General features: G+C 39.5%; 22 protein-coding genes. 4 read left to right on the forward strand and 18 right to left on the reverse strand.

Annotated elements, in window-relative coordinates; translation table 11 throughout:
* Positions 1 to 5: 5 nt before the first annotated feature.
* The 11 genes from V7121_RS00685 to safA all read right to left on the reverse strand — a co-directional run bounded on the left by V7121_RS00685 (position 6) and on the right by safA (position 10,552).
* Entirely contained in the window at positions 6 to 524 is a 519-nt protein-coding gene (locus V7121_RS00685; RefSeq protein WP_335545410.1) for an RNA polymerase sigma factor, read from the reverse strand.
* Between the two features lie 150 nt (positions 525 to 674).
* On the reverse strand, positions 675 to 2,039 hold the full coding sequence (locus V7121_RS00690) for a polysaccharide biosynthesis protein (RefSeq protein ID WP_335500561.1): 1,365 nt from the start codon (positions 2,037 to 2,039) through the stop codon (positions 675 to 677).
* Between the two features lie 106 nt (positions 2,040 to 2,145).
* Complete coding sequence (locus V7121_RS00695; protein WP_335545411.1) at positions 2,146 to 3,900, reverse strand: FTR1 family iron permease; 1,755 nt, start codon at positions 3,898 to 3,900, stop codon at positions 2,146 to 2,148.
* A 30-nt stretch (positions 3,901 to 3,930) separates the two neighbouring features.
* Complete coding sequence (efeB, locus tag V7121_RS00700) at positions 3,931 to 5,223, reverse strand: iron uptake transporter deferrochelatase/peroxidase subunit (RefSeq protein WP_335500557.1); 1,293 nt, start codon at positions 5,221 to 5,223, stop codon at positions 3,931 to 3,933.
* Positions 5,224 to 6,075: an iron uptake system protein EfeO gene (gene efeO, locus V7121_RS00705; protein ID WP_335545412.1), complete on the reverse strand. Its 852-nt coding sequence runs from the start codon at positions 6,073 to 6,075 to the stop codon at positions 5,224 to 5,226.
* Positions 6,076 to 6,220: 145 nt separating this feature from the next.
* Positions 6,221 to 6,853: a response regulator transcription factor gene (locus V7121_RS00710; RefSeq protein WP_335500553.1), complete on the reverse strand. Its 633-nt coding sequence runs from the start codon at positions 6,851 to 6,853 to the stop codon at positions 6,221 to 6,223.
* Entirely contained in the window at positions 6,846 to 7,901 is a 1,056-nt protein-coding gene (locus V7121_RS00715; RefSeq protein WP_335545414.1) for a sensor histidine kinase, read from the reverse strand. Before V7121_RS00715 ends, V7121_RS00710 begins: the two co-directional genes overlap by 8 nt.
* Positions 7,898 to 8,644: a cell wall-active antibiotics response protein LiaF gene (liaF, locus tag V7121_RS00720; protein ID WP_335500550.1), complete on the reverse strand. Its 747-nt coding sequence runs from the start codon at positions 8,642 to 8,644 to the stop codon at positions 7,898 to 7,900. Before liaF ends, V7121_RS00715 begins: the two co-directional genes overlap by 4 nt.
* Before the next feature lie 129 nt (positions 8,645 to 8,773).
* Entirely contained in the window at positions 8,774 to 9,418 is a 645-nt protein-coding gene (locus V7121_RS00725) for a PspA/IM30 family protein (protein ID WP_335500547.1), read from the reverse strand.
* Positions 9,419 to 9,439: 21 nt separating this feature from the next.
* Complete coding sequence (locus V7121_RS00730; RefSeq protein WP_335500545.1) at positions 9,440 to 9,787, reverse strand: flagellar basal body rod protein; 348 nt, start codon at positions 9,785 to 9,787, stop codon at positions 9,440 to 9,442.
* Positions 9,788 to 9,937: 150 nt separating this feature from the next.
* Entirely contained in the window at positions 9,938 to 10,552 is a 615-nt protein-coding gene (gene safA / locus V7121_RS00735) for a SafA/ExsA family spore coat assembly protein (protein WP_335500543.1), read from the reverse strand.
* Positions 10,553 to 10,685: 133 nt separating this feature from the next.
* On the opposite strand from safA, the gene V7121_RS00740 reads away from it, so the two are divergent.
* The 3 genes from V7121_RS00740 to V7121_RS00750 all read left to right on the forward strand — a co-directional run bounded on the left by V7121_RS00740 (position 10,686) and on the right by V7121_RS00750 (position 13,017).
* On the forward strand, positions 10,686 to 11,060 hold the full coding sequence (locus tag V7121_RS00740; protein ID WP_335500541.1) for a DUF1360 domain-containing protein: 375 nt from the start codon (positions 10,686 to 10,688) through the stop codon (positions 11,058 to 11,060).
* A 94-nt stretch (positions 11,061 to 11,154) separates the two neighbouring features.
* The gene (locus tag V7121_RS00745) at positions 11,155 to 11,301 is read left to right on the forward strand and encodes a hypothetical protein (protein WP_335500539.1); all 147 of its coding nucleotides are present in this window, start codon (positions 11,155 to 11,157) and stop codon (positions 11,299 to 11,301) included.
* Between the two features lie 180 nt (positions 11,302 to 11,481).
* Positions 11,482 to 13,017, forward strand: coding sequence for an FAD-dependent oxidoreductase (locus V7121_RS00750; protein WP_335500537.1), 1,536 nt, complete (start codon positions 11,482 to 11,484; stop codon positions 13,015 to 13,017).
* A gap of 113 nt (positions 13,018 to 13,130) precedes the next feature.
* Here the strand turns inward: V7121_RS00750 and V7121_RS00755 are convergent, their stop codons facing one another.
* The 6 genes from V7121_RS00755 to V7121_RS00780 all read right to left on the reverse strand — a co-directional run bounded on the left by V7121_RS00755 (position 13,131) and on the right by V7121_RS00780 (position 18,261).
* Positions 13,131 to 13,265, reverse strand: coding sequence for a hypothetical protein (locus V7121_RS00755; protein ID WP_278251575.1), 135 nt, complete (start codon positions 13,263 to 13,265; stop codon positions 13,131 to 13,133).
* Between the two features lie 68 nt (positions 13,266 to 13,333).
* On the reverse strand, positions 13,334 to 14,794 hold the full coding sequence (locus tag V7121_RS00760; RefSeq protein WP_335545416.1) for an amidase family protein: 1,461 nt from the start codon (positions 14,792 to 14,794) through the stop codon (positions 13,334 to 13,336).
* A gap of 534 nt (positions 14,795 to 15,328) precedes the next feature.
* Positions 15,329 to 16,474, reverse strand: coding sequence for a DEAD/DEAH box helicase (locus V7121_RS00765; RefSeq protein ID WP_335545417.1), 1,146 nt, complete (start codon positions 16,472 to 16,474; stop codon positions 15,329 to 15,331).
* A 115-nt stretch (positions 16,475 to 16,589) separates the two neighbouring features.
* Positions 16,590 to 16,889, reverse strand: a complete 300-nt coding sequence (locus V7121_RS00770) for a DUF5658 family protein (protein ID WP_335500530.1) — start codon at positions 16,887 to 16,889, stop codon at positions 16,590 to 16,592.
* Between the two features lie 149 nt (positions 16,890 to 17,038).
* Positions 17,039 to 17,887, reverse strand: coding sequence for an MBL fold metallo-hydrolase (locus tag V7121_RS00775; RefSeq protein WP_420490619.1), 849 nt, complete (start codon positions 17,885 to 17,887; stop codon positions 17,039 to 17,041).
* 173 nt (positions 17,888 to 18,060) lie between these two features.
* A complete protein-coding gene (locus V7121_RS00780) occupies positions 18,061 to 18,261 on the reverse strand; it encodes a heavy-metal-associated domain-containing protein (protein WP_335500610.1) in 201 nt (66 codons plus the stop codon).
* Between the two features lie 166 nt (positions 18,262 to 18,427).
* Here V7121_RS00780 and V7121_RS00785 point away from each other — a divergent pair, with 166 nt between their 5' ends.
* Positions 18,428 to 19,129: a Crp/Fnr family transcriptional regulator gene (locus V7121_RS00785; protein ID WP_335500526.1), complete on the forward strand. Its 702-nt coding sequence runs from the start codon at positions 18,428 to 18,430 to the stop codon at positions 19,127 to 19,129.
* On the opposite strand, the gene V7121_RS00790 is transcribed toward V7121_RS00785, so the two are convergent.
* Positions 19,122 to 19,373, reverse strand: coding sequence for an amino acid decarboxylase (locus tag V7121_RS00790; RefSeq protein ID WP_335500524.1), 252 nt, complete (start codon positions 19,371 to 19,373; stop codon positions 19,122 to 19,124). The two genes, V7121_RS00785 and V7121_RS00790, sit on opposite strands and share 8 nt — an antisense overlap.
* Between the last annotated feature and the right edge of the window lie 40 nt (positions 19,374 to 19,413).

A 19,413-nucleotide genomic window follows, 5' to 3' on the forward strand; every position in this document is an offset into this window, starting at 1 on the left:
GGGAATCATGCAAGTGACTGCATTTTTGGTCGAAGTCTTTCTTTTGCCCTCTTCATTCTTGTTTTTACGGTTGACATAGGAAGGTTACTTTTCTTTGCAATTTCCACTAGAGAGAATTCTTGATAGTAATATAGATAAATAGTATATCTGTAGATTTCTGGTAGTAGGTTCACCTTTTCAGCCATTTGTTCTGCAGAAAATTTATGTAACACTTCCTCTTCAGGAATGACGGTTGGTTCGATGGAAGCTGAATAGGAATAAACCCCTTCCTTCCAAAATTGTTTTGATTTATTTTCCTTCCGCCAATAATCACGGCATTTATTGATCGCAATCGTAAAAAACCAGCCTCTAAATTTAGTTTGCTCCTTTATTGAAGGATATGCTAAATAGGCAGCGAGTAATACCTCTTGATAGATGTCCTCTGCAAGTTCTTTATGCTTAACTAAGGAAAATATATAATTATAAATTGCTCTTCCATATTTTAATACCACTTCTTCAAATGATGAGGTACATCCATTTTTCATCTTTCTATCCTCCAGATCGAAAAATAACATTTCATAATTAATAGACGGAATGGCCTTATTCCACCCCTACACTCTTTTAGATACTATTTACATACCCCTTGGTTGAAAAAAAAAACCTTCTCGCTCTTTTTAAGAGGAGAAGGGATTCATTTATTTACCTCCGAATAAATCTGGGCTGCTCGTCTGATTCTTGGGCTGCCCTAATCCTGACATGGTAAAAATACTTACCCCGATTTTCTTGCAAATGGTTAAATAATGCATCAGGGCTAATAAAACCGAACCAGTATTCATTCCAATAATAACCCCGTTCATTCTCCATTCTGGCATTGCTGCAAGCAGGACAATGAGTGCAAAGGAGATGATGGTCGACCAAATGATATGAATAAATGTCTCTTTAAGTAGATTAAGTCCAAACAAAAAGGCTTGCATCGGCATGATAAAGAAATGGAATAAGAAAAACGGCCAAAGTAATTGTAAAAATATAGCAGGTGTTTCTGATTTAAAAAATAGTGAAGTTAACTCCGGTGCAAAAAAGTAAAAAATAGCTACAGCTGCGACCCCATATACAAAAGTGAGCTTCATCACCTGTTTAAGCATTTTTTGAAGCCTTTGATAATCACCCTGTGAGTAAGTCTTAGATACAGCAGGAATTAGAACGACCATAAGGGAATGGGCAATAAATGCTGGAAAAAAACCGATTGACATGGCTACTCCCATCAGCAGCCCAAATTGCTCTGTCGCTGATGTTTCACTTATGCCAGAACGAACCAACGCTGCCTTAATGATAAAGGGCTGTATGGCACCCGTGAATGCTGAAAACAACCGAAGACCTGTGGTTGGAATCGAGACTGCCATTAAATTCTTCTGGACTACCTTTCGTTTCATATTAGAAAATGGCTGTCGCTTCAATTGCTGAAACTGGATAATGAACATATAGAATAAGTATAGAAACACAACAATCTCGCTTCCAATAAAGGTACCAATTGCGATTAACAATGACTCGGATGTGTCAAAGGCAAACAAACGAAAGAGGAGAAACAATCCACCGAGTTGTATGGTTTTCCTTAAAAAATTAGAAACGGCTATTTTCCCCATTTGTTGCTTGCCCATAAAATATCCCCTCGCGACGGACGTGAAGGAAATGATTGGGATTAAGATCAAAACAAGCCATCTAACGTATGGATGATATTTATCAAAAACAGGAATAAACGGAATAATCACGGTTGCTGCTAAAAAAAGGACAGCCGAAAATACAATCGTAATCGTAATAGCATGATGAAGGATATTACGGTGATAACGGTCTTCCCTTTCGGCAATAAATTTTGAAATTGATACAGGCAACTCAAAGCTTGCTAGTAAAACAATGAAGAATATTGATGGCAAAATGGACATATACAGTCCTAGCCCGTGTGGTCCTAACTCTCGAGCAAGAATCATATTTACTAAAACTTCAATCCCTTCCCCCAAAAAAGCAGCGGCTGCTAAAAAGAATATTCCCTTATAATAAATTCCCAATTTTTTCTCCTCCATACTAATCTCACTTTTATAAACTTATGAGACAAGTTCTTTGATTAGTAGAGGAATATATTTTGGAGGACGAAAAAAAGGGCCCGCAGCCCTTTTAAACATTTGAGGTTATTGTTCTTTTTTTGACAATCCAGGTTAATAAAACAATGACCATGATTAATAATAATTGAGTAACCGTGGTTTCCCAGGTTGGATATAATCCAATCCAATCAATAAATGGGAGCTGGTGCACAGTGCTAGTTGAAAGCACATCTGAAATCTGCAGGGCATGGATGCTAATCCCAAGAATTTTAAAGGCTAGGAAATAAATAAGTATAGTTGCAGCCTTAAAGAAGAAGCGAATCGGTATTTTTACACTGTAGTAAATAATCGCAAAGCCAACGATGACTAGGATGAAAGCGGCAAGTAAAACACCGAGAACAAGCTGCTGTAAGCTAATGTAAGGGGTAATCCCTGTGTAGAATATGATCGTTTCAGCCCCTTCACGGAAGACTGATAGAAAACTAATTAAAGCAAATGAAATGAGACTCCCTCTGGCAATTGCATGCTCCATTTGTTGATTGATATATTTATTCCAGTTCCCAATACTGGATTTATTATGAAGCCAAGCCCCCACCGTTAACATCATAATCACAGCGACAACTCCTGTAACTCCCTCAATATATTCACGGCTTGAAGCAGCCACTATCCGGGAAAATACAATATTAATAACAATAGCTAGGACCGCACTTGCGAGGATACCTGCACCAACACCGGCCCAAATCCATTTCTGTTTTGCTCCCTGACCCATCTTTTTCAAAAAGGCAAGCAATGTGGCAACGATTAATAACCCTTCTAACCCTTCACGCAGCAAGATTAGTGCCGCATCCCATAAAGAATAATCCGTTTTACTAATTAATGGGGCTAAACGTGAATTTATTTCTTTTACGATTTCTTCTGCTTTTGCACCATCGACCTTTGCAGAGCTTAATAGACTAATAGCTGTAGGTATTTTCGTTTCTAAATCGCTGTACAGCTTACTGTCTCTCGTCTGAACATCTCCTTCGACCATTGGCCAAACGTTTAAGACTTCATCTAATTGGTCAGCCGCTCTCTTATAGTTTTTTTGTGAAATCTGTGTTTCTGCCTTAGTTAATAATGCAGAAAGATCCGCCAGTGAATACTCACCTTTAATCTGGTTAGAAACCTTACCAGCTAGAAAATTCTCCACTTCACTTGATAGCTTTTCGACGTTTGTTTCCGCCTTATCTAAATCTACTGGATTCTGTGTAATCGCGATTCGAATTAGCGCCATATATTTTTCGATACTTCCATAGGCTGTAATACTCTCATCATGAACGATCTTTTCAGAAGCATTCCATTGATTTAGTAGGGCTTGATATTGAGCTTTCAATCCTGTCTGATTCCCGTCTTCAATTGAATTCTTTAATGTAGCGATGTGTGGTGTCATCTGTTTTACTTGTTCTTTTCCCTTTTCTTTATCTTGTGGATTTTGTTCTTGGTCATAGAGAACCACCGCACTTGACAGAGACGATAGACTTTTTGAAAGATCCTCTTTTTCTACCTTCCCTTTGGCAAGTAAACTTTGAACCTCTTTAAGCGATTGGTCCACCTTCTTAGCCTGTTTACTATCAGCGTCCTTAATCGATGCCCATTCGGTTGCAAACTGTTCCATATTTATTGATACGATGGACGGGTCCCCGTCTTTAGCTTTCATTAGGCTATCTCCGATCAGAACGAACAGCTCATCATGATTGACTGCTGCTTTCACGGGATGAACAGTTTGAATAAGAACGAACAAGATCATTAATATTAATATGGATTTACTTATACTCCTAAATCGAAACATCTATCTCTCTCCTCTTTGAAGAAAAAAACTCTAGTTAAAAAGTGTTTCTCCTATAAAACCACCTGGTTTCGTTCCTGGTAAACAAGCAAAGATGGCACTTCCTTTGTGGGATGTATACTCATTCAATTTATCCATTTTGGCTAGCCTATTTTGGATGGGGATAAATTGTTTGCTAGGAGAACGCTGAAAACATAAGAATAACAAGCCTGCATCAAAGCTTCCGGTTTTTAAATCCATTCCATCAGAATAAGAATAAGCCCTGCGGAGAATTTGCTGAGAACCATCCCCATGGGATAAGCGCGTATGTGAATTAACAGGGAGGCTATATTCACCTTTGTCATTTTTATGCTTTAGGTCAAGTGGATCAAATTCATTTTTCTTCCCAAATGGCGCCCCACTATCACGGTAGCGACCAAACGTATTTTCCTGCTCTTTTAATGTCGACCGATCCCACACTTCAATAAACATTTGAATTCGGCGGACAACAAGATAGCTTCCGTTGACAAGCCAATCCGGTCCATCCCCCGGTTGCACCCACACCTGCTTATTCATTTCCTTCTCATCATTTACATCAGGATTGATTGACCCATCCTTAAAGCCAAACAGATTTCTTGGTGTTTCATTTTTTGAGTCAGCTTGTTTTGTGCGTTGAAACCCTGTTTGTGCCCAGCGCAGAATTGCCTTTCCTCTTGCAATTCGAATCAGATTCCTGACTGCGTGAAAGGCTACCTGCAAATCATCGGCACAAGCTTGAATACAAAGGTCTCCTCCCGTCCATTCGTCTTCCAGCGCATCAAGCGGAAATTTAGGTAGGTCCACTAATTCTGACGGTTGCTTATGCTTTAATCCAAACCTGTCTTGACTGTCTTTAACAAACAAACTAGGACCCACTCCGAAGGTTACCGTTAAATTAGAAGCAGATAACCCTGCTGCCTCCCCAGTATCTTTTGGGGGGAGAAACTCATTACTCGATAAATCGCCAACTGCCTTCCCTTCAGATAATAAGGCGGATGCCTTTGTCCAATCCTTGAATAATTGAACCAGATCCTCCTTTTTCGAGGTAGTTACATCCAAGGAAACAAAATACACATGGTTTTGCGTTTTCGTGGTAATCCCACTTTGCTGTTTTCCATAAAAGGGAACGATTTCGTGGGCTTCCTTCGTCGTAGCTTTGCTTTCTGTTATGGAAAGCAGCCCACCGAGTCCAGAAGCACCAAGGATTACCCCTACACCACCAACGCCAGCGGTTTTAAGGATATCCCTTCTCGAAATCTTCTTCCCGATATCTGAAGATTTATCGATGATGTTTGTATTCTTTTCCAATTAAGACGCCTCCGTAACAAGTCCTATTTGTGAAAGTGGTTCTGCAAGTGCATCGATTGCCTGGCTTAGTCCCTTAACCTCTCCCTCTGATAATTCTGTGTACAACTTATAGCCTTCACCTTTTTTATGCTGGTTTAGTAGATTATAAACATCAGTGAACCGTGCCTCTATTTCCTTTGCCACAGCCTCATCTTTCTTCTTTAGTGCTGGAGCGAGGAGTTGGTAAATCTTTTCGGCTCCCTCGACATTTGCAGCAAAATCATATAAATCTGTATGAGAATAGCGATCCTCTTCGCCTGTTACTTTTGATGTGGATACCTCGTTTAAAAGGTCAACTGCACCGGTTATTAACAATTCAGGTGTTACCTCCACAGTATCGACTTTGGCACGAAGGAGATTGACATCTTTCATTAACTGCTCAGCGTACTGCTCATATCCCTTAGTGGTTTTGTCAATCCAAAGACCTTTTTCAATACGGTGGTAGCCGCCCCATTCCGCTTCCGGTACATCGCCTTCACGGGCATCAATCTTCGGATCGAGGTCACCGAAAACCTCTGCTATTGGTTCAGCACGCTCATAGTGCATTCGCGCTGGTCCATACAGGGATTTCGCTTGCTCAATTGCTCCGTTTTTAACGGCAGTCGTAAAGGCGTCCGTCGCCTTCACAAAGGCTTCAATTTCTCCTATCGCATATGCTCTGTATTCATCCGTTACACCAGTAAGTTCAGCCTGACTGGTTGGTGCTTTCGCCTTAACCTTTTCTGAAGTAGACGTCTTCTCCGCATTACTTGCACAGCCAAATAGGAGACTGCTAGATAAAATTATGGTACCTGACACCTTGAGTAGTTTCATATATGTAATCCTCCAATATTTAATAATGATAATCATTTTCATTAATAGTATCATAACAGTAAATGAGAACCTTTTTCAATTGTATTTTTTGAAATTTTATAAAAAAGAAAAAAGACCCTCCTAAAATTGGAAGGCCTTCTGGATTTTATTTAATTAATGAATGTTTAAATGCATAAATAACAGCTTGGGTTCGATCTTGTACGTTAAGCTTGCTCAAAATATTGCTGACATGGGTTTTGACGGTTTTGAGTGCAATATACAACTCGTCCGCAATATCTTGATTCGTTTTTCCTTCCGCCATTAATAATAATATTTCGATTTCACGCGAGGTGAGATCTTCGTGTGGCAGGTGGGTATTCTTTTGACGCATTTTCACCATCATTTTTCCGGTAACTTCTGGTTCAAGGACTGATTGTCCATGATAAGTAGCACGGACCGCATTGGCAATTTCCCCTGCTTTAGAGGTTTTTAGCATATAACTGGTAGCTCCAGCTTCAAGCGCTGGATATACCTTTTCATCGTCGAGGAAACTGGTTACGATGATGATTTTTGCTTCAGGCCATTGTTCAATTATTCTCCTCGTGGCTTCAATCCCATCCATTTCCTTCATCACTAAATCCATTAAAATGATATCAGGGCGAAGTTCGAGGGCAAGTTCCACGCCTTGTTTGCCATCGGCGGCTTCTCCAACCACCTCAATATCTGGCTGGGCTGATAAATAAGAAGAAACCCCGATTCTTACCATTTCATGGTCATCTACAAACACTACTCTAATCATTGGCACCATCTCCATTAATCATCACCGGAACCTTTACTTCCAGCCTTGTTCCTTGATTCTTTACACTAACCACCTTTAATGTCCCGCCTACTTCCACCGCACGCTCATGCATATTTTGCATTCCATAGGAACCTGCCTTCATCTCGTTGACATCAAATCCAATCCCATCATCAATAATCCTTAAGATGACTAGGTCATCCCGTTTAACCATAAGAACCTCGAGCGAACTCGCTTTCGAATGCCTTAACGTATTGGAGAGAGATTCTTGGAGGATTCGGAAAAGGTGGTCCTCCACCCCTTTATCTAAGGGAAAAGCTTCTGTTTTCCACTTAATATCCATTTCAACCTTTTGTGATAATTCGATTAATAGCTCCTCAATTCCTTCTTGGAGCGTCTTATTTTTCAAAGCAACGGGTCGTAAATGTAACAGGAGAGCACGCATTTCCAACTGTGATTGGTGGATCATTTCTTCGACAAGCTTCAATTGCTTTGCTTCGCGGTCATTTTCTGTTGCTGACTGTTGTTTTGTTTCATTGATGGCTGACATCATCATCGAAGCCGCAAATAATTGCTGACTAACCGAATCATGCAGTTCACGGGCCAATCGGTTCCGTTCTTGCTCGATGATTTCTTGAATTCTTTCTTCGAGGTCTTCCACTTTTTCCGTTGCCATCCGCTGCGAGAGCTTTGCCTGCTCAGACATTTGTTTACCAATTTTTTCAATTCGGTTCGCAATAAGCTGCATCTCCGAGATAACCGGTCTCTCTTTCACTTCCAGCTGCTTTCCCTCCTCTAATAAATGCAAGGAATGTTCAACCGATAGGAACTGCCTTCTCCAATACATCCCAGAGAACGCACCTACGATAATTCCAACCGCAATACTAAAGGCCGGGACAAAGATAACAAAGGGGATATTCATGAAATGTTTACTCCACAATTCAGACCAACTGCCTAGTGGATATACGAACACAAAAACAGCACTCACAATAATCGCAAGGAAAAAGGTAAAGCCAACACTCCAGAAAATTTGACGCTGGGTTGTGCTCATATCCGGCTCACCTCTAAATTACCAACCACGAGCGAGGTGAAAATTTTCACTTTATGCTCCGCTGTCTCATATCCTGGCGTTTTTAGGTGTAAAACTCGATTGAAAAGTTTAGCATCATGGTATTCGAACATAGACGTTGAACCAATAATGGAAGAATGTCGGATACATACATCAATATCATAGGGAACAAGAATCTGTATATTACCAATAAGATTACGAATAAAGATAACCGTTTCTCCTTTTGGCAGCATTGTAAAACTCAAGTCAATGACAGTGTCACCCATTCCTGCCTGGATATTAACATCATTCCACTCATATGCTCCATGCGGGGTTTTTTGTTGACCTAGGACGATGTTTTCAAATAGGGGTTCCGACCTAATTATCGTTTCCTCATACCTGGCAGCTTCGTTTTTGTTTATTTCAGGCGTAATTTTCTTTGGATGCTTTTTTGTATTTAAAAACTGAATAAAAAAGTGCAGTAAAATCGCGGCTAATAAAAACTTAAACGTCATCATGTTTAAAAGACTAATGGCAAGGAAAATAACACCAGCAATTAAAAGTATTTTCCCCTTCTTTTTTCCTGCTCGTTTTCCTGCTCGTTTACGGCCTAAATAGATCATACCTCCAGAGATAAAAAGGGAGAAAATTAGCCCTCTGTTAAAAAATAAAATCTCCATAACTAAAATGATCACACCAATGAAGACGATCCGTCCAATATAATCATTTTTAGTATTTTTAAACATTGATTCACCCTCCCTTTTTCAACCTCTGGCTATAATCTATGGTTATTCATTATTTTCATTTATGGCGAAAAGACGCAGAGAATCTACGTCTTTTTGCCCGCAATTATTTTAAGAATACCATATTTGCTATTAAATGGACTTGCTTTCTTCTAATTTCATTTCTTTTTCTAATTGTGCAATACGTGCATCGATTGTATTTCGATAAAATGAACTATTTACTTGATGCTCTAAGCGATCTAGATAGTTTTCGATTTCTTTAAACTTTGAGTATGATTTATCAGAGTATCCATTAGTATCTAGCACTTGGTTCATTTGATGGTTCGCCCGTGTCACATTTTCACGTCCCATTAATTCCATCCGTCTTAGGTGCATGTCTTTCAATTTATGCTTCATTTCCTCATATTTTCTCTCTAAGTCCACTAATTGACCCTTTACTTGTTCAAGGGAGGTACTTAAGCGGACAGCTCGGTCTGCATATTGCTGATGTTCTGCTGAGGCAAACTGGTGAAGCTCAGTTTCGCCAGCTGTAGAAGCAATTTCAGCTTGATATTTTCGTTTTTCAGCTAATTGGGATGCTTGGTGATACTCTCTGGTAAATTCATCTTTCAAAGAATATTGACGTTCCAGCAACTTTCTCACTTTTTCTGTTTCTAGTTCACACTGGCGTAGGTATTGATTTAATAATGCAATTGGATTTTGTTTTTCCTTTTGGTCAAGTGCCTCGTTTAAATCCGCTGAAATGATATTTTTAATTCTTGTAAATAAGTTTGTCATGTTTATACTCTCCTTTTGATTTTATAAATTTTTTAATTCATTCCACTGTTTTTCAAAGTTAACAAAGGGATCTGATTCTTCTTTTACTACTGTGCCTTTTTCCTTGTTCCATTTTTTATAAACGAGATATAACACATAGGCTGCAACTACTCCAATGATAGCTGGGGCATTATGAATGGAAGCCATCAGGACGATGAAGCCCAAAATCCCGAGGCCAATTTTACCTCCAGTAGATTTAGCTTTTAAGAACTGTTTGAATATGAAGTATAGGAGTACTAAGCTAACGAGTAACCCCACCATTGGACCAATCGTTGAAAGCAAGACCATCGCTGCAATTCCACCGGCAACCAATAAACCAAATTTTTTCATTTTGTTTTTCTCCTTTCTTTAACTTGATTTCATCTTACCTTTTTTCTTTGGTTCTCATAATTGCGCTTTAGCTTGATTTTCATCTCAGTCTTAAGACGGAGAAAGGGTCAGTCTCTTAGCAAAACGCCTTAGAAACTGACCCTTTTCATCTTATTTAGATATAAACATTTGGACCCAATAGTGTCTGGATTTGCCACCTTGTGCATAACCCACACCGATATAGGTGGATTTTGTGCTTAGAATATTGGCTCGGTGACCCGAACTATTCATCCAAGCTTGTACCACGGATGCTGGTGTGGTTTGTCCAGCAGCAATGTTTTCAGCGGCCGAACGATAGGTAATCCCAAAGTTTTTCATCATGTCAAATGGACTGCCATAGGTTGGACTGGTATGACTGAAATAACCTTTATCTCTCATGTCATTGGCCTTATAACGAGCTACTCTTGATAGTTCCCAATCAGGAGTTAATGCCTTTAATCCATTTTTTGCGCGCTCTTGATTGGTTAATTGAATGACCTGGTTTTCAATGCTTTTGACTGCATCGAAACTTGGAATGGTTACCTTTTGACCTGGATAGATCAAATTTGGATTGGTAAATTGCTTGTTGGCCGCGATAATCTCAGAAATTCCCACCTGATACCTGACGGCAATCTTCCAAAGTGAGTCACCTGGCTGAACCGTGTAAATTTGCTGGGCCATAGACAGGCTTGGCAAACAAAATAGTGATAATAAAAACAGAAAACTAAACCAAAAAGATTTTTTCATTTTTTCGCCTCCTCCGAATATATAATCTTGATTTCAGGCTCAAAATATACTAGGTGGATGCAAAAATTATATTTTGTTTTGAACGATATAAAATTTTGATTACCATAAACTCAAATTCTTTGGAGGATATACATTGAAAGAACTTTCATGGATGACCTATATCATGCTCATTTTAGCAAGTTATCGATTAACACATTTAATTGTCTTTGATAAAATCACTGAATTTATCCGTAAGCCTTTTGTAAAAAAAATAAAGGTAGAAACAAGTGATGGTGTGGCAACAAAGGAAGTCCCAACCTCTATGTTTGGTTATTTATTGAAGTGTTATTGGTGTGCTGGTGTTTGGAGTGCCATCTTATTAGGCGGAGCTTATTTGCTCTTTCCGCGGATAACCTTTGTAATTATTTTAATTTTATCGATTGCGGGCGGACAGTCCATTATTGAAACATTTGTTGGTGTTAATATTAAAAAGGTCGATTATTATGCTGGACTGAAGAAAAAAGACTAAAAGAAATTCGTTGGAAAAATTCTCTCCCCTTTTGCATATATTTTTAGAAAAGCTTCAGACATCTGTCTCTTAAGCTTTACAAAGGGGGAATACAATGGCGGCTATTTGGTGGGTCACAGCGGTTGGTTTTGTGATAGTTCTAGGTTGTATTGGAGGAACGTTCTTTCATTTTCTTAGAAGTTCCTTAAATACAGAAGACGCTACTCGTATTGATCCATTAAATATTGATAAAGAAGAATGAGTTTCATTTATTCAACTAAGCCATAATTTCACTTTTTTTAAAACTTAACCAATCATGAAGGACCCTTTTTAATAGAAGGGGTCTTTTTAATTTTTTGAAAATCTTTCCTAGGTTACATTTATTTTAGCATTTTAGGAAAAATTAATTCTGATGTCATTTTTTTAAGCTGGAGGCGTACATATGAGTTCATCTGAAATCAATCCACAATTTCCAAAAACGTATTGGCGTGAAATAGAATTACCTACTTTTCAGAAATTAACCGAAGATATATCAGTCGATGTCGCGGTCGTCGGTGCAGGTATTACTGGGATTACCGCAGCTTATTTACTATCGAAGGAAGGAAAAAAGGTCGCCATTATAGAAGCAGGCAGTGTCCTAAATGGGACCACCGGCCATACTACTGCAAAATTAACTGCTCAGCATGGTCTTATTTATGATGAATTTATCAATCATTTTGGTAAAGAAAAGACAAGGCTCTATTTTGAATCCCAAATGAATGCCCTTCAATTTGTCGAAAAAATGGTCACGGAGAACGGGGTCGATTGTGATTTCAGCAAAGAAGATGCCTATATGTATGCCACAACGGATGAGTATGTGGACAAGCTTAAAACGGAGTGGGAAGCCTATAAAAGCTTAGATATTGATGGGGCATTAAAAGATACAATCCCCTTTAATATTCCAGCAAAAGCAGCACTAATGATGAAAAATCAAGCCCAGTATCATCCACTTAAGTTCCTAAAATCCCTGCTCGATGATGCAGTGAAAGCTGGCTGTGATGTTTATGAAGATACCGTTGCAGATGATATTGAGGATGATAATTCCAATCCAAAGGTTGTGACGAAGTCTGGTCACCGGGTGACATGTAAACAGGTCATTATTGCTACGCACTTTCCATTTTATGATATACCAGGGCTATATTTTGCAAGAATGTATCCGGATCGGTCCTATGCCATTGGAATAAAGACGGATAAAGAGTATCCAGGTGGTATGTATATAAGTGCAGACAGCCCCTCCCGTTCGATTCGCTATACACCGCTAAATGAGGAAGGGAAAAAGTTACTGATTATAGGTGGAGAAAATCACAAACCTGGGCAGGGAATCGACACGTTAAAACATTATGAAGCCCTCGAGGCGTTTGCGGAAGAAGTATTTGGTCTTAAGGGATACGATTACCGCTGGTCTGCCCAGGATCTTGTTACATTAGACAAAATTCCCTATATCGGTCCAATTACCGCAGCGCGAGAGAATATTTTAGTCGCAACTGGCTATAAAAAATGGGGGATGACGACGGGAATCTCTGCTGGACATTTATTGACTGATTATGTAATGAACCGACACAATCCATACAAGGAGCTTTATTCACCATCCCGTTTTGATGCAGACCCAGATTTAAAAAGTATCGTAACAACCAATGCAGATGTCGCTAAACATCTTCTTAAGGGCAAGCTGGAAATTGTTGAGAAGGTTACGGATGACTTACAGAATGGCGAAGGGTCTGTTGTCATGTATAAAGGAAAAAGAGCTGGTGCCTATAAGGATGAAAATGGCAAGATTTATATAGTGGACACCACCTGTACTCATCTCGGCTGTGAATGTGAATGGAATCATGCGGAAAAATCTTGGGATTGTCCATGCCATGGTTCAAGATATGCTTACTCCGGAGATGTAATTGAAGGGCCTACTAAAAAAGCTCTAAAATTACTTGCTGAAGAGTGAGTCACACAAAAGCGCCTCCTAACTAAACTTAGGAGGCGCTGTTTGTAATCAGATATGATTGTGTAGTTTTTAACCTTAATTTACAGTCAAAAATCAGGGCGCTTGCGCTATTCTTATTTACTATTTGGACGATTATGTTTTAGAGGTTCCCCAGTTGTAAATTCAACTAGTTCCTCACTATCTCTCATTGGCTTTTTGCGGTTATTATTTCGCTGTGCATTTTGATTTCCAAGCTTCTGTCTTCCCATACCTACCAGCTCCTTTTTTCGAGAAGTACATTGATAGTATGAGTGAAAATAATTCGACTTATTCTTTTTTAGAGGATCGGTGCTTTTCTAAATTTAGTCAATTGTTCATAAGCATAAGCGATTTCGATTAATGTCGGTTCACTGTAGGCAGTTCCAGCAAAAGTAATTCCCACCGGCTCCCCTTCCTCTGTATAACCGGCTGGTACGGCAATACTTGGATAGCCGGCTTTGGCACTGATATGTGAGCCTTCATCGCTTGGAAAAACAATCGCATCTAATTTATACTTTTCCAAGACGAAATCAATACCCTGCTTTTTTGAATGATATAAATCAAATTCCAATGCCTCGATATAAGCAGCCTCGGTTAAGGAGCCACTCGTTTCCTCTGATTCGATTAATACTGCCTGGCCATATTTAAGCATTTGTTCTTTATGGTTATGATTAAACTCAATCAGATCTGCCAATGTCCTAACAGGTATGGAAGGATGAAGGTTATTTAAATAAGCATTCAGGTCAGGTTTAAATTCATAAGTCAATACATCGTACTTCCAATTGGCATTTGCAGAGGGTAGTTCAATATCTTCCACCACAAAAGCATCTGATTTCTTTAAAAATTCAACAGAAGTATGGATAACGAGTTGTTTTTCTTCACTCAATATCTCAACAAAACCTTTCCATGCCAGCCCAATTCTTTTACCCTTAAGACCATTTTTTAAAAGAGACTCTGTAAAATCGAAATTTAGAAATGGATTAGTTTTTGTGATTGGATCACGCTCATCGCTTCCACATAATGCGTTAAGAAGAATAGCAGCATCTTCAACGGTTCTTGCCATTGGCCCTGCTGTATCCTGCGTATGAGCAATGGGGATAATCCCACGCCTGCTAATCAGGCCGACTGTCGGTTTGATACCCACCAAGGAGTTCTGGCAGGCAGGGTTTAAGATGGAGCCAGATGTTTCGGTTCCGACAGCCACTGTGGCAAAGTTGGCAGCAATCGCTGCTCCAGAGCCTGAGCTCGACCCACCCACATCAAACTTGCCTGGACCATAAGGATTTAACACCTGTCCCCCTCGCGAACTATAGCCAGACTTCATTCCAATTGCCATGAAATTCGCCCATTCGGTCATATTCGTTTTGCCGAGAATGACTGCCCCAGAGGACCGCAATTGCTCAGCCACAAACGAATCATGAAGGGCAATTGAATCTTTTAACGCTAGGGACCCAGCACTTGTATGCATTTTATCATGGGTATCAATGTTATCTTTTATTAAAATCGGAATCCCATGCAACCTGCTGCGCGGACCGTTTTTCTTACGTTCGGCATCAAGTGATTCGGCGATCTGCAAGGCATTAGGATTTACTTCCAGTATAGAATGGAGACGGCCATCATAGGCCGCAATCCTATGTATATACATTAAAACTAACTCTTTCGAGGTGAGTTCACCCTTCTCAAATTTTTCTTGAATCTGGGTGATGGTTGTTTCTTCAAGCCAGGTATCGTACAGTTTTTTCAACTTTGGATTTTCCATGTCATTTCACCCTTTGTTATTGATAGACTACCTTTTAACTTTAATATACCGGATTATCAACTTTTCAGAAAGTTATGTAAGGTGGAAATCCCTTTTTATCTTACCCTTTCAGCGATTTTCCCAACTGTTGGGTAAGATAAAGCCCGCTTATCTTACCGGACCATCCATTTTCCCAGCTGTTCGGTAAGATAAAGCCCTCTTATCTTACCGGAACATCCATTTTCCCAGCTGTTGGGTAAGATAAAGCCCGCTTATCTTACCGGACCATCCATTTTCCCAACCGTTGGGTAAGATAAAGCCCGCTTATCTTACCGGACCATCCATTTTCCCAACTGTTGGGTAAGATAAAGCCCGCTTATCATACCGGACCATCCATTTTCCCAGCTGTTCGGTATGATAAAGCCCTCTTATCTTACCGGACCATCCATTCCACATGCTATTCGGTAAGATAAAAGACAAAATCAAAAAGACCATTTCGTTGTGCGAAATGGTCCATTCTTCCATATTAAAATTGAGTCTTGGATGACACTAGCCTTATTTCCGTAGTTTTTGGTCCCGTTGGCCTTCTTCCGCAATTAGACCTTTGTAAAAGACTCGTTTATGGACCGGTACGTTTAATTCACGGCAGTACTGTTTCAATTCGCGTTCTTCCCTATCGGTAACTAGCGAGATAACAATTCCGTTCGCGCCCATTCTTCCTGTTCTACCCGCTCTGTGTACATATTGAGTTATATCCTTTGGTGAATCGATATTAACCACGTGGGTAACCCCTTGGATATCAAGGCCTCGCGCCGCCACATCTGTCGCAATCAGCATGTTCATTTTTCCATCACGGAAAGACTTTAAGGCTGCTTGTCGTTCTAACTTTTTCATATCGCTATGCAAAATTCCGATTGATAACTCTTTAAAATGTAATTTTTCCTTGAATACTTCGATTTCACCGATATCATTAATAAAGGCCAGCGATTTACTCTTTTCTAAGCGCGTGATTTTTTCGAGGAGCTTGATTTTATCTCTTGGTTCACATAGAAAATAAATATGCTCCACTTCTCCAGACGAAGCTGCCTCATCCTTTTCTACCCGAAGAACCTCTGGGTCCTTTGTCATTTCTTTCGCCAATTTCTCTGTTGCCGGTTTCATCGTGGCAGAAAATAAAACAATCTGGCGGTCACTCATTGTTGCTTTAACAATATTTTGGACCGTATTAATATGCTCATGAATCAGTAATTGATCACCCTCATCGAGAACGACTAGTTTTACTTCGTGCATTTTCACCTTTTTTTGTTTGATTAATTCTAGTAATCGGCCTGGAGTGGCAAAAATTACTTGTGGGCGTTTTTTTAATTTTTCAAGCTGCCTTTTCATATTGGCTCCGCCAATAATAGATGTGCCGCGGATTCCGCTTCCTTCAGACCATTTTTGAAATTCTTGATAGACCTGCATCACTAATTCCTGCGAAGAAGCTAACACAACAGCTTGGAGAGATTGTATACTTGGATCCACCTTATGCAGCAATGGAAGTAAATAAGCCAGCGTTTTCCCAGTACCTGTCGGTGACTCTGCAATCAAATTCTTGCCTTCAAGAATTAATGGAATGGCTGATTCTTGTATGGAAGTCGGTTGTTGAAACCCGGACTTTTCCCAAGCTTCCTGCAAGGAAGGTTTTAAGGTATTTAACATAATGAAGTGCTCCTTTATTTAAAAAACATTTTTCTTATTATTTGTCACTGCATATCGTATTGATACTAACTTAATAACCCTGGTGTGTCTAGTTGGGATGGAGTATATTTTATCATTATGATGCAGAATTAAAATAGAGGGCAATCCAAACCATATGATAAACCAGGACAGAGAGGTAAAGGACACAGGTGGAAACCAAAAGGGTGCGTATCCATCCTTTTAATGGGCGCAGGTAAAACAAACCGAGCAAAAACAGGGGAAGAAAAATTTTAATTATGTAAAAAAAAGACCAGCTTTTTTCAATGACAAGTTTCATCATCGGATTTCCTTCTTCGACCATGCCAGCGGCAACTCCCAAATGGGTCAAAACAGCATCCAACAGCCCTGCAATTAGCAGGAAGAAACAAAGTCTCATACCTTCACCTCAAATGTTTAATTTGTTTCCATTATGTCTAGTTATCCTTATGCTGATACATCTAGTTACTTTCATTCGTTCTTAAAAACGAACACATACTCGATATTAAAGAGCTGCTTTGAGAAACAGCCCATGTGTATTCAAGATGATTAATTTACATATTTACCACTGTCTGGCCGGCCGATTTCGTTAAAATGCTCAACCAAATATGTTAGGTTTTTAGTTAACTCCTCGCCGCTCATCGGAAGACCGTGTCCAGTCACGGCAACATTGGGCTTAAGTGCCTCTAATTTTTTCACCGATTCAAAAGCTGCATTCCAATCAGTTGTGTAATATTTGGGAGGACCGCTAATCTCTTGGGATTGAGTCATTACTTTATAAAGAGATTCTTGTTTTACCGTTACAAATGCATCTCCGACAATTAATACTTGGTCTTGTTCACGAAATAAGGAGATATGTCCTGGTGTATGTCCCGGTGTATGTACCCATTTCCAATCAGGCAGATAGGGAACTGTTCCATCCGGAGGAAGTACTTGAACATAGGCACTTATATCAATCCCATGGTTCGGAAACAGCGGCGACATTTTTGCAACAAGGCCACTATCAACATTGGGATCACCCGGTGGATAGTCTTTTTGCCCTGTTAGATAAGGAATCTCAAGCTCATGAGCATAAACAGGAATCTTCCATTCCTCCAATAATTCAGCGACTGAGCCGACATGGTCAAAATGTCCGTGCGTTAACACGATTGCCTTTGGAATCGCTCCCTCCCCAAAACGTTCTTCCACCATTTCCTTTATTTCATCTGCTGACTTAGGCATGCCTGTGTCAACTAACACAAAGTCCTCCGTCTCATTTGGTTTGCCAACAAGAACAAGGTTGACGATTTGGTCTGTATAACAAAAGATATCCGGTAAAACTGCAATCCCAACTCCACTGCCTATTGAGGTCATTGGTAGAAAGGTTTCTTCAAATTTACTATCTAGATTACGCTCCAACATAATTCCTCCCTTTTTTATTTATTATTTATCGAGAAGAGAAAATTATGTTAGAACTGTCAACCCCGTTCTTTTATAAAGGCCGTAATACCCCGTAACACCATTATAAAGAACAATATATTCTTAATAAAGGTATTTCTTTCAAAAAAAAAACTGCTCTCGCTGAGCAATTTTTAATCAAATTGTCTTAGTGTTATCTTATAAAGGTTTCGGTTTATTTCTTCAGAGTGAATAAGACTTTCATTAAAGTTGATTTGAATCTTCCCACTACCAGGTATGATCTTCACTTTTTTAACCCCATTGGTTCTTTGCATCTCTCTTTTAATCTTGCCAATACAGCCGGAGCAGGCAACCTCGTTTAATGCCAATTCCATGATACTCAATTGAATCGATCCCCCTTCTTTTTTCTTTTATTATAATGCGAATGATTCTCATTCACATTGATTTATATCAAGAAAAACAGATTTGATGTAAATCACTACAAACATTGATAAAAACAGATACTATAAATAATTAGTAAGCTCAAGGAGGGACCTCAAGATGTGTTGTGACCAACGTTGCACTCATGACTCTTCATGTCTAGCATCGGTACCGGTTTTTAACGGCATGAACGAAACTGATCTTCAACAGCTGCAAAAGGTAACTAGAAGCAAGCAGCTGGTTAAGGACGAATTTATTTTTCAAGAAGGCGAACGGTCAGAGATGCTGTTCGTTGTGAACGAAGGATTGATCAAGTTAACAAAAATATCCCCAGAAGGAAAAGAACAAATTGTTCGATTGCTGTTTCCTGGGGATTTCTTTGGTTTATTCTCATTATTAAGGAATGAAAAACACTATATGAATGCGGTAGCGGTCAGTTCCTCAACGGTTTGTTATATGGAAAAAAAGGACTTCCTTATCACCATGGAGAAGAACGCTGGATTAGCCTATCGTTTCTTACTTGCTGTCAATGACCGCCTATATGAAGCAGATGAATCGGTTGGTTTCCTTAGTCTAATGGAAGTGGAACAACGGCTGGCAAGAGCTCTTATCTTGTTTCACGACAAGCTGAACGCCAAAGAAGGAACCTTTGACCTGCCTATCACGAAAAAGGATTTAGCCAGTTATATTGGAACAACTCCAGAATCGATTAGCAGGAAACTGCTGTCGTTCATGTCAAAAAAATGGATCAGCATGAACGGGCGCCGCCAAATACAGATTCTAGAGCTGGATAAACTCAGGGTATTATCAGGTATTAGTTAATTTCGTCTAGCTTAATTGCCATTAACCTAAAATGCATAGGTTCAAGTTCATTGACAATCACATTCATTCCGAACGATTGTAAGCTGGCAATCAGCGGTTCCCCACGATGTGGCAGATGAATTTCAAATATGGTTCCTATTGGAGCAGCTTTAACAAAGTTTAATATTTCCCGTCGTGGATGTTCTCCCTTTGCAATTCGTTCCCTGATATCCATGACAGCCTTTTTATCAACTATTTCAAACATAAGCTTGTCCTCCTTTTTCTATGGATCATTTATTATTATT

Origin of the sequence: Neobacillus drentensis, from assembly GCF_036962125.1 — a bacterium.
Classification (GTDB): Bacteria; Bacillota; Bacilli; order Bacillales; family Cytobacillaceae; genus Neobacillus; species Neobacillus drentensis_B.

Excerpts from the sequence above, each read along its gene's own strand:
- V7121_RS00685 (WP_335545410.1), bottom strand. The coding sequence starts at position 524 with ATGAAAAATGGATGTACCTCATCATTTGAAGAAGTGGTATTAAAATAT.
- V7121_RS00695 (WP_335545411.1), bottom strand. The coding sequence starts at position 3,900 with ATGTTTCGATTTAGGAGTATAAGTAAATCCATATTAATATTAATGATC.
- efeO (WP_335545412.1), bottom strand. The coding sequence starts at position 6,075 with ATGAAACTACTCAAGGTGTCAGGTACCATAATTTTATCTAGCAGTCTC.
- V7121_RS00710 (WP_335500553.1), bottom strand. The coding sequence starts at position 6,853 with ATGATTAGAGTAGTGTTTGTAGATGACCATGAAATGGTAAGAATCGGG.
- V7121_RS00715 (WP_335545414.1), bottom strand. The coding sequence starts at position 7,901 with ATGAGCACAACCCAGCGTCAAATTTTCTGGAGTGTTGGCTTTACCTTT.
- liaF (WP_335500550.1), bottom strand. The coding sequence starts at position 8,644 with ATGTTTAAAAATACTAAAAATGATTATATTGGACGGATCGTCTTCATT.
- V7121_RS00725 (WP_335500547.1), bottom strand. The coding sequence starts at position 9,418 with ATGACAAACTTATTTACAAGAATTAAAAATATCATTTCAGCGGATTTA.
- V7121_RS00730 (WP_335500545.1), bottom strand. The coding sequence starts at position 9,787 with ATGAAAAAATTTGGTTTATTGGTTGCCGGTGGAATTGCAGCGATGGTC.
- safA (WP_335500543.1), bottom strand. The coding sequence starts at position 10,552 with ATGAAAAAATCTTTTTGGTTTAGTTTTCTGTTTTTATTATCACTATTT.
- V7121_RS00745 (WP_335500539.1), top strand. The coding sequence starts at position 11,155 with ATGGCGGCTATTTGGTGGGTCACAGCGGTTGGTTTTGTGATAGTTCTA.
- V7121_RS00750 (WP_335500537.1), top strand. The coding sequence starts at position 11,482 with ATGAGTTCATCTGAAATCAATCCACAATTTCCAAAAACGTATTGGCGT.
- V7121_RS00755 (WP_278251575.1), bottom strand. The coding sequence starts at position 13,265 with ATGGGAAGACAGAAGCTTGGAAATCAAAATGCACAGCGAAATAATAAC.
- V7121_RS00760 (WP_335545416.1), bottom strand. The coding sequence starts at position 14,794 with ATGGAAAATCCAAAGTTGAAAAAACTGTACGATACCTGGCTTGAAGAA.
- V7121_RS00765 (WP_335545417.1), bottom strand. The coding sequence starts at position 16,474 with ATGTTAAATACCTTAAAACCTTCCTTGCAGGAAGCTTGGGAAAAGTCC.
- V7121_RS00770 (WP_335500530.1), bottom strand. The coding sequence starts at position 16,889 with ATGAGACTTTGTTTCTTCCTGCTAATTGCAGGGCTGTTGGATGCTGTT.
- V7121_RS00780 (WP_335500610.1), bottom strand. The coding sequence starts at position 18,261 with ATGGAATTGGCATTAAACGAGGTTGCCTGCTCCGGCTGTATTGGCAAG.
- V7121_RS00785 (WP_335500526.1), top strand. The coding sequence starts at position 18,428 with ATGTGTTGTGACCAACGTTGCACTCATGACTCTTCATGTCTAGCATCG.
- V7121_RS00790 (WP_335500524.1), bottom strand. The coding sequence starts at position 19,373 with ATGTTTGAAATAGTTGATAAAAAGGCTGTCATGGATATCAGGGAACGA.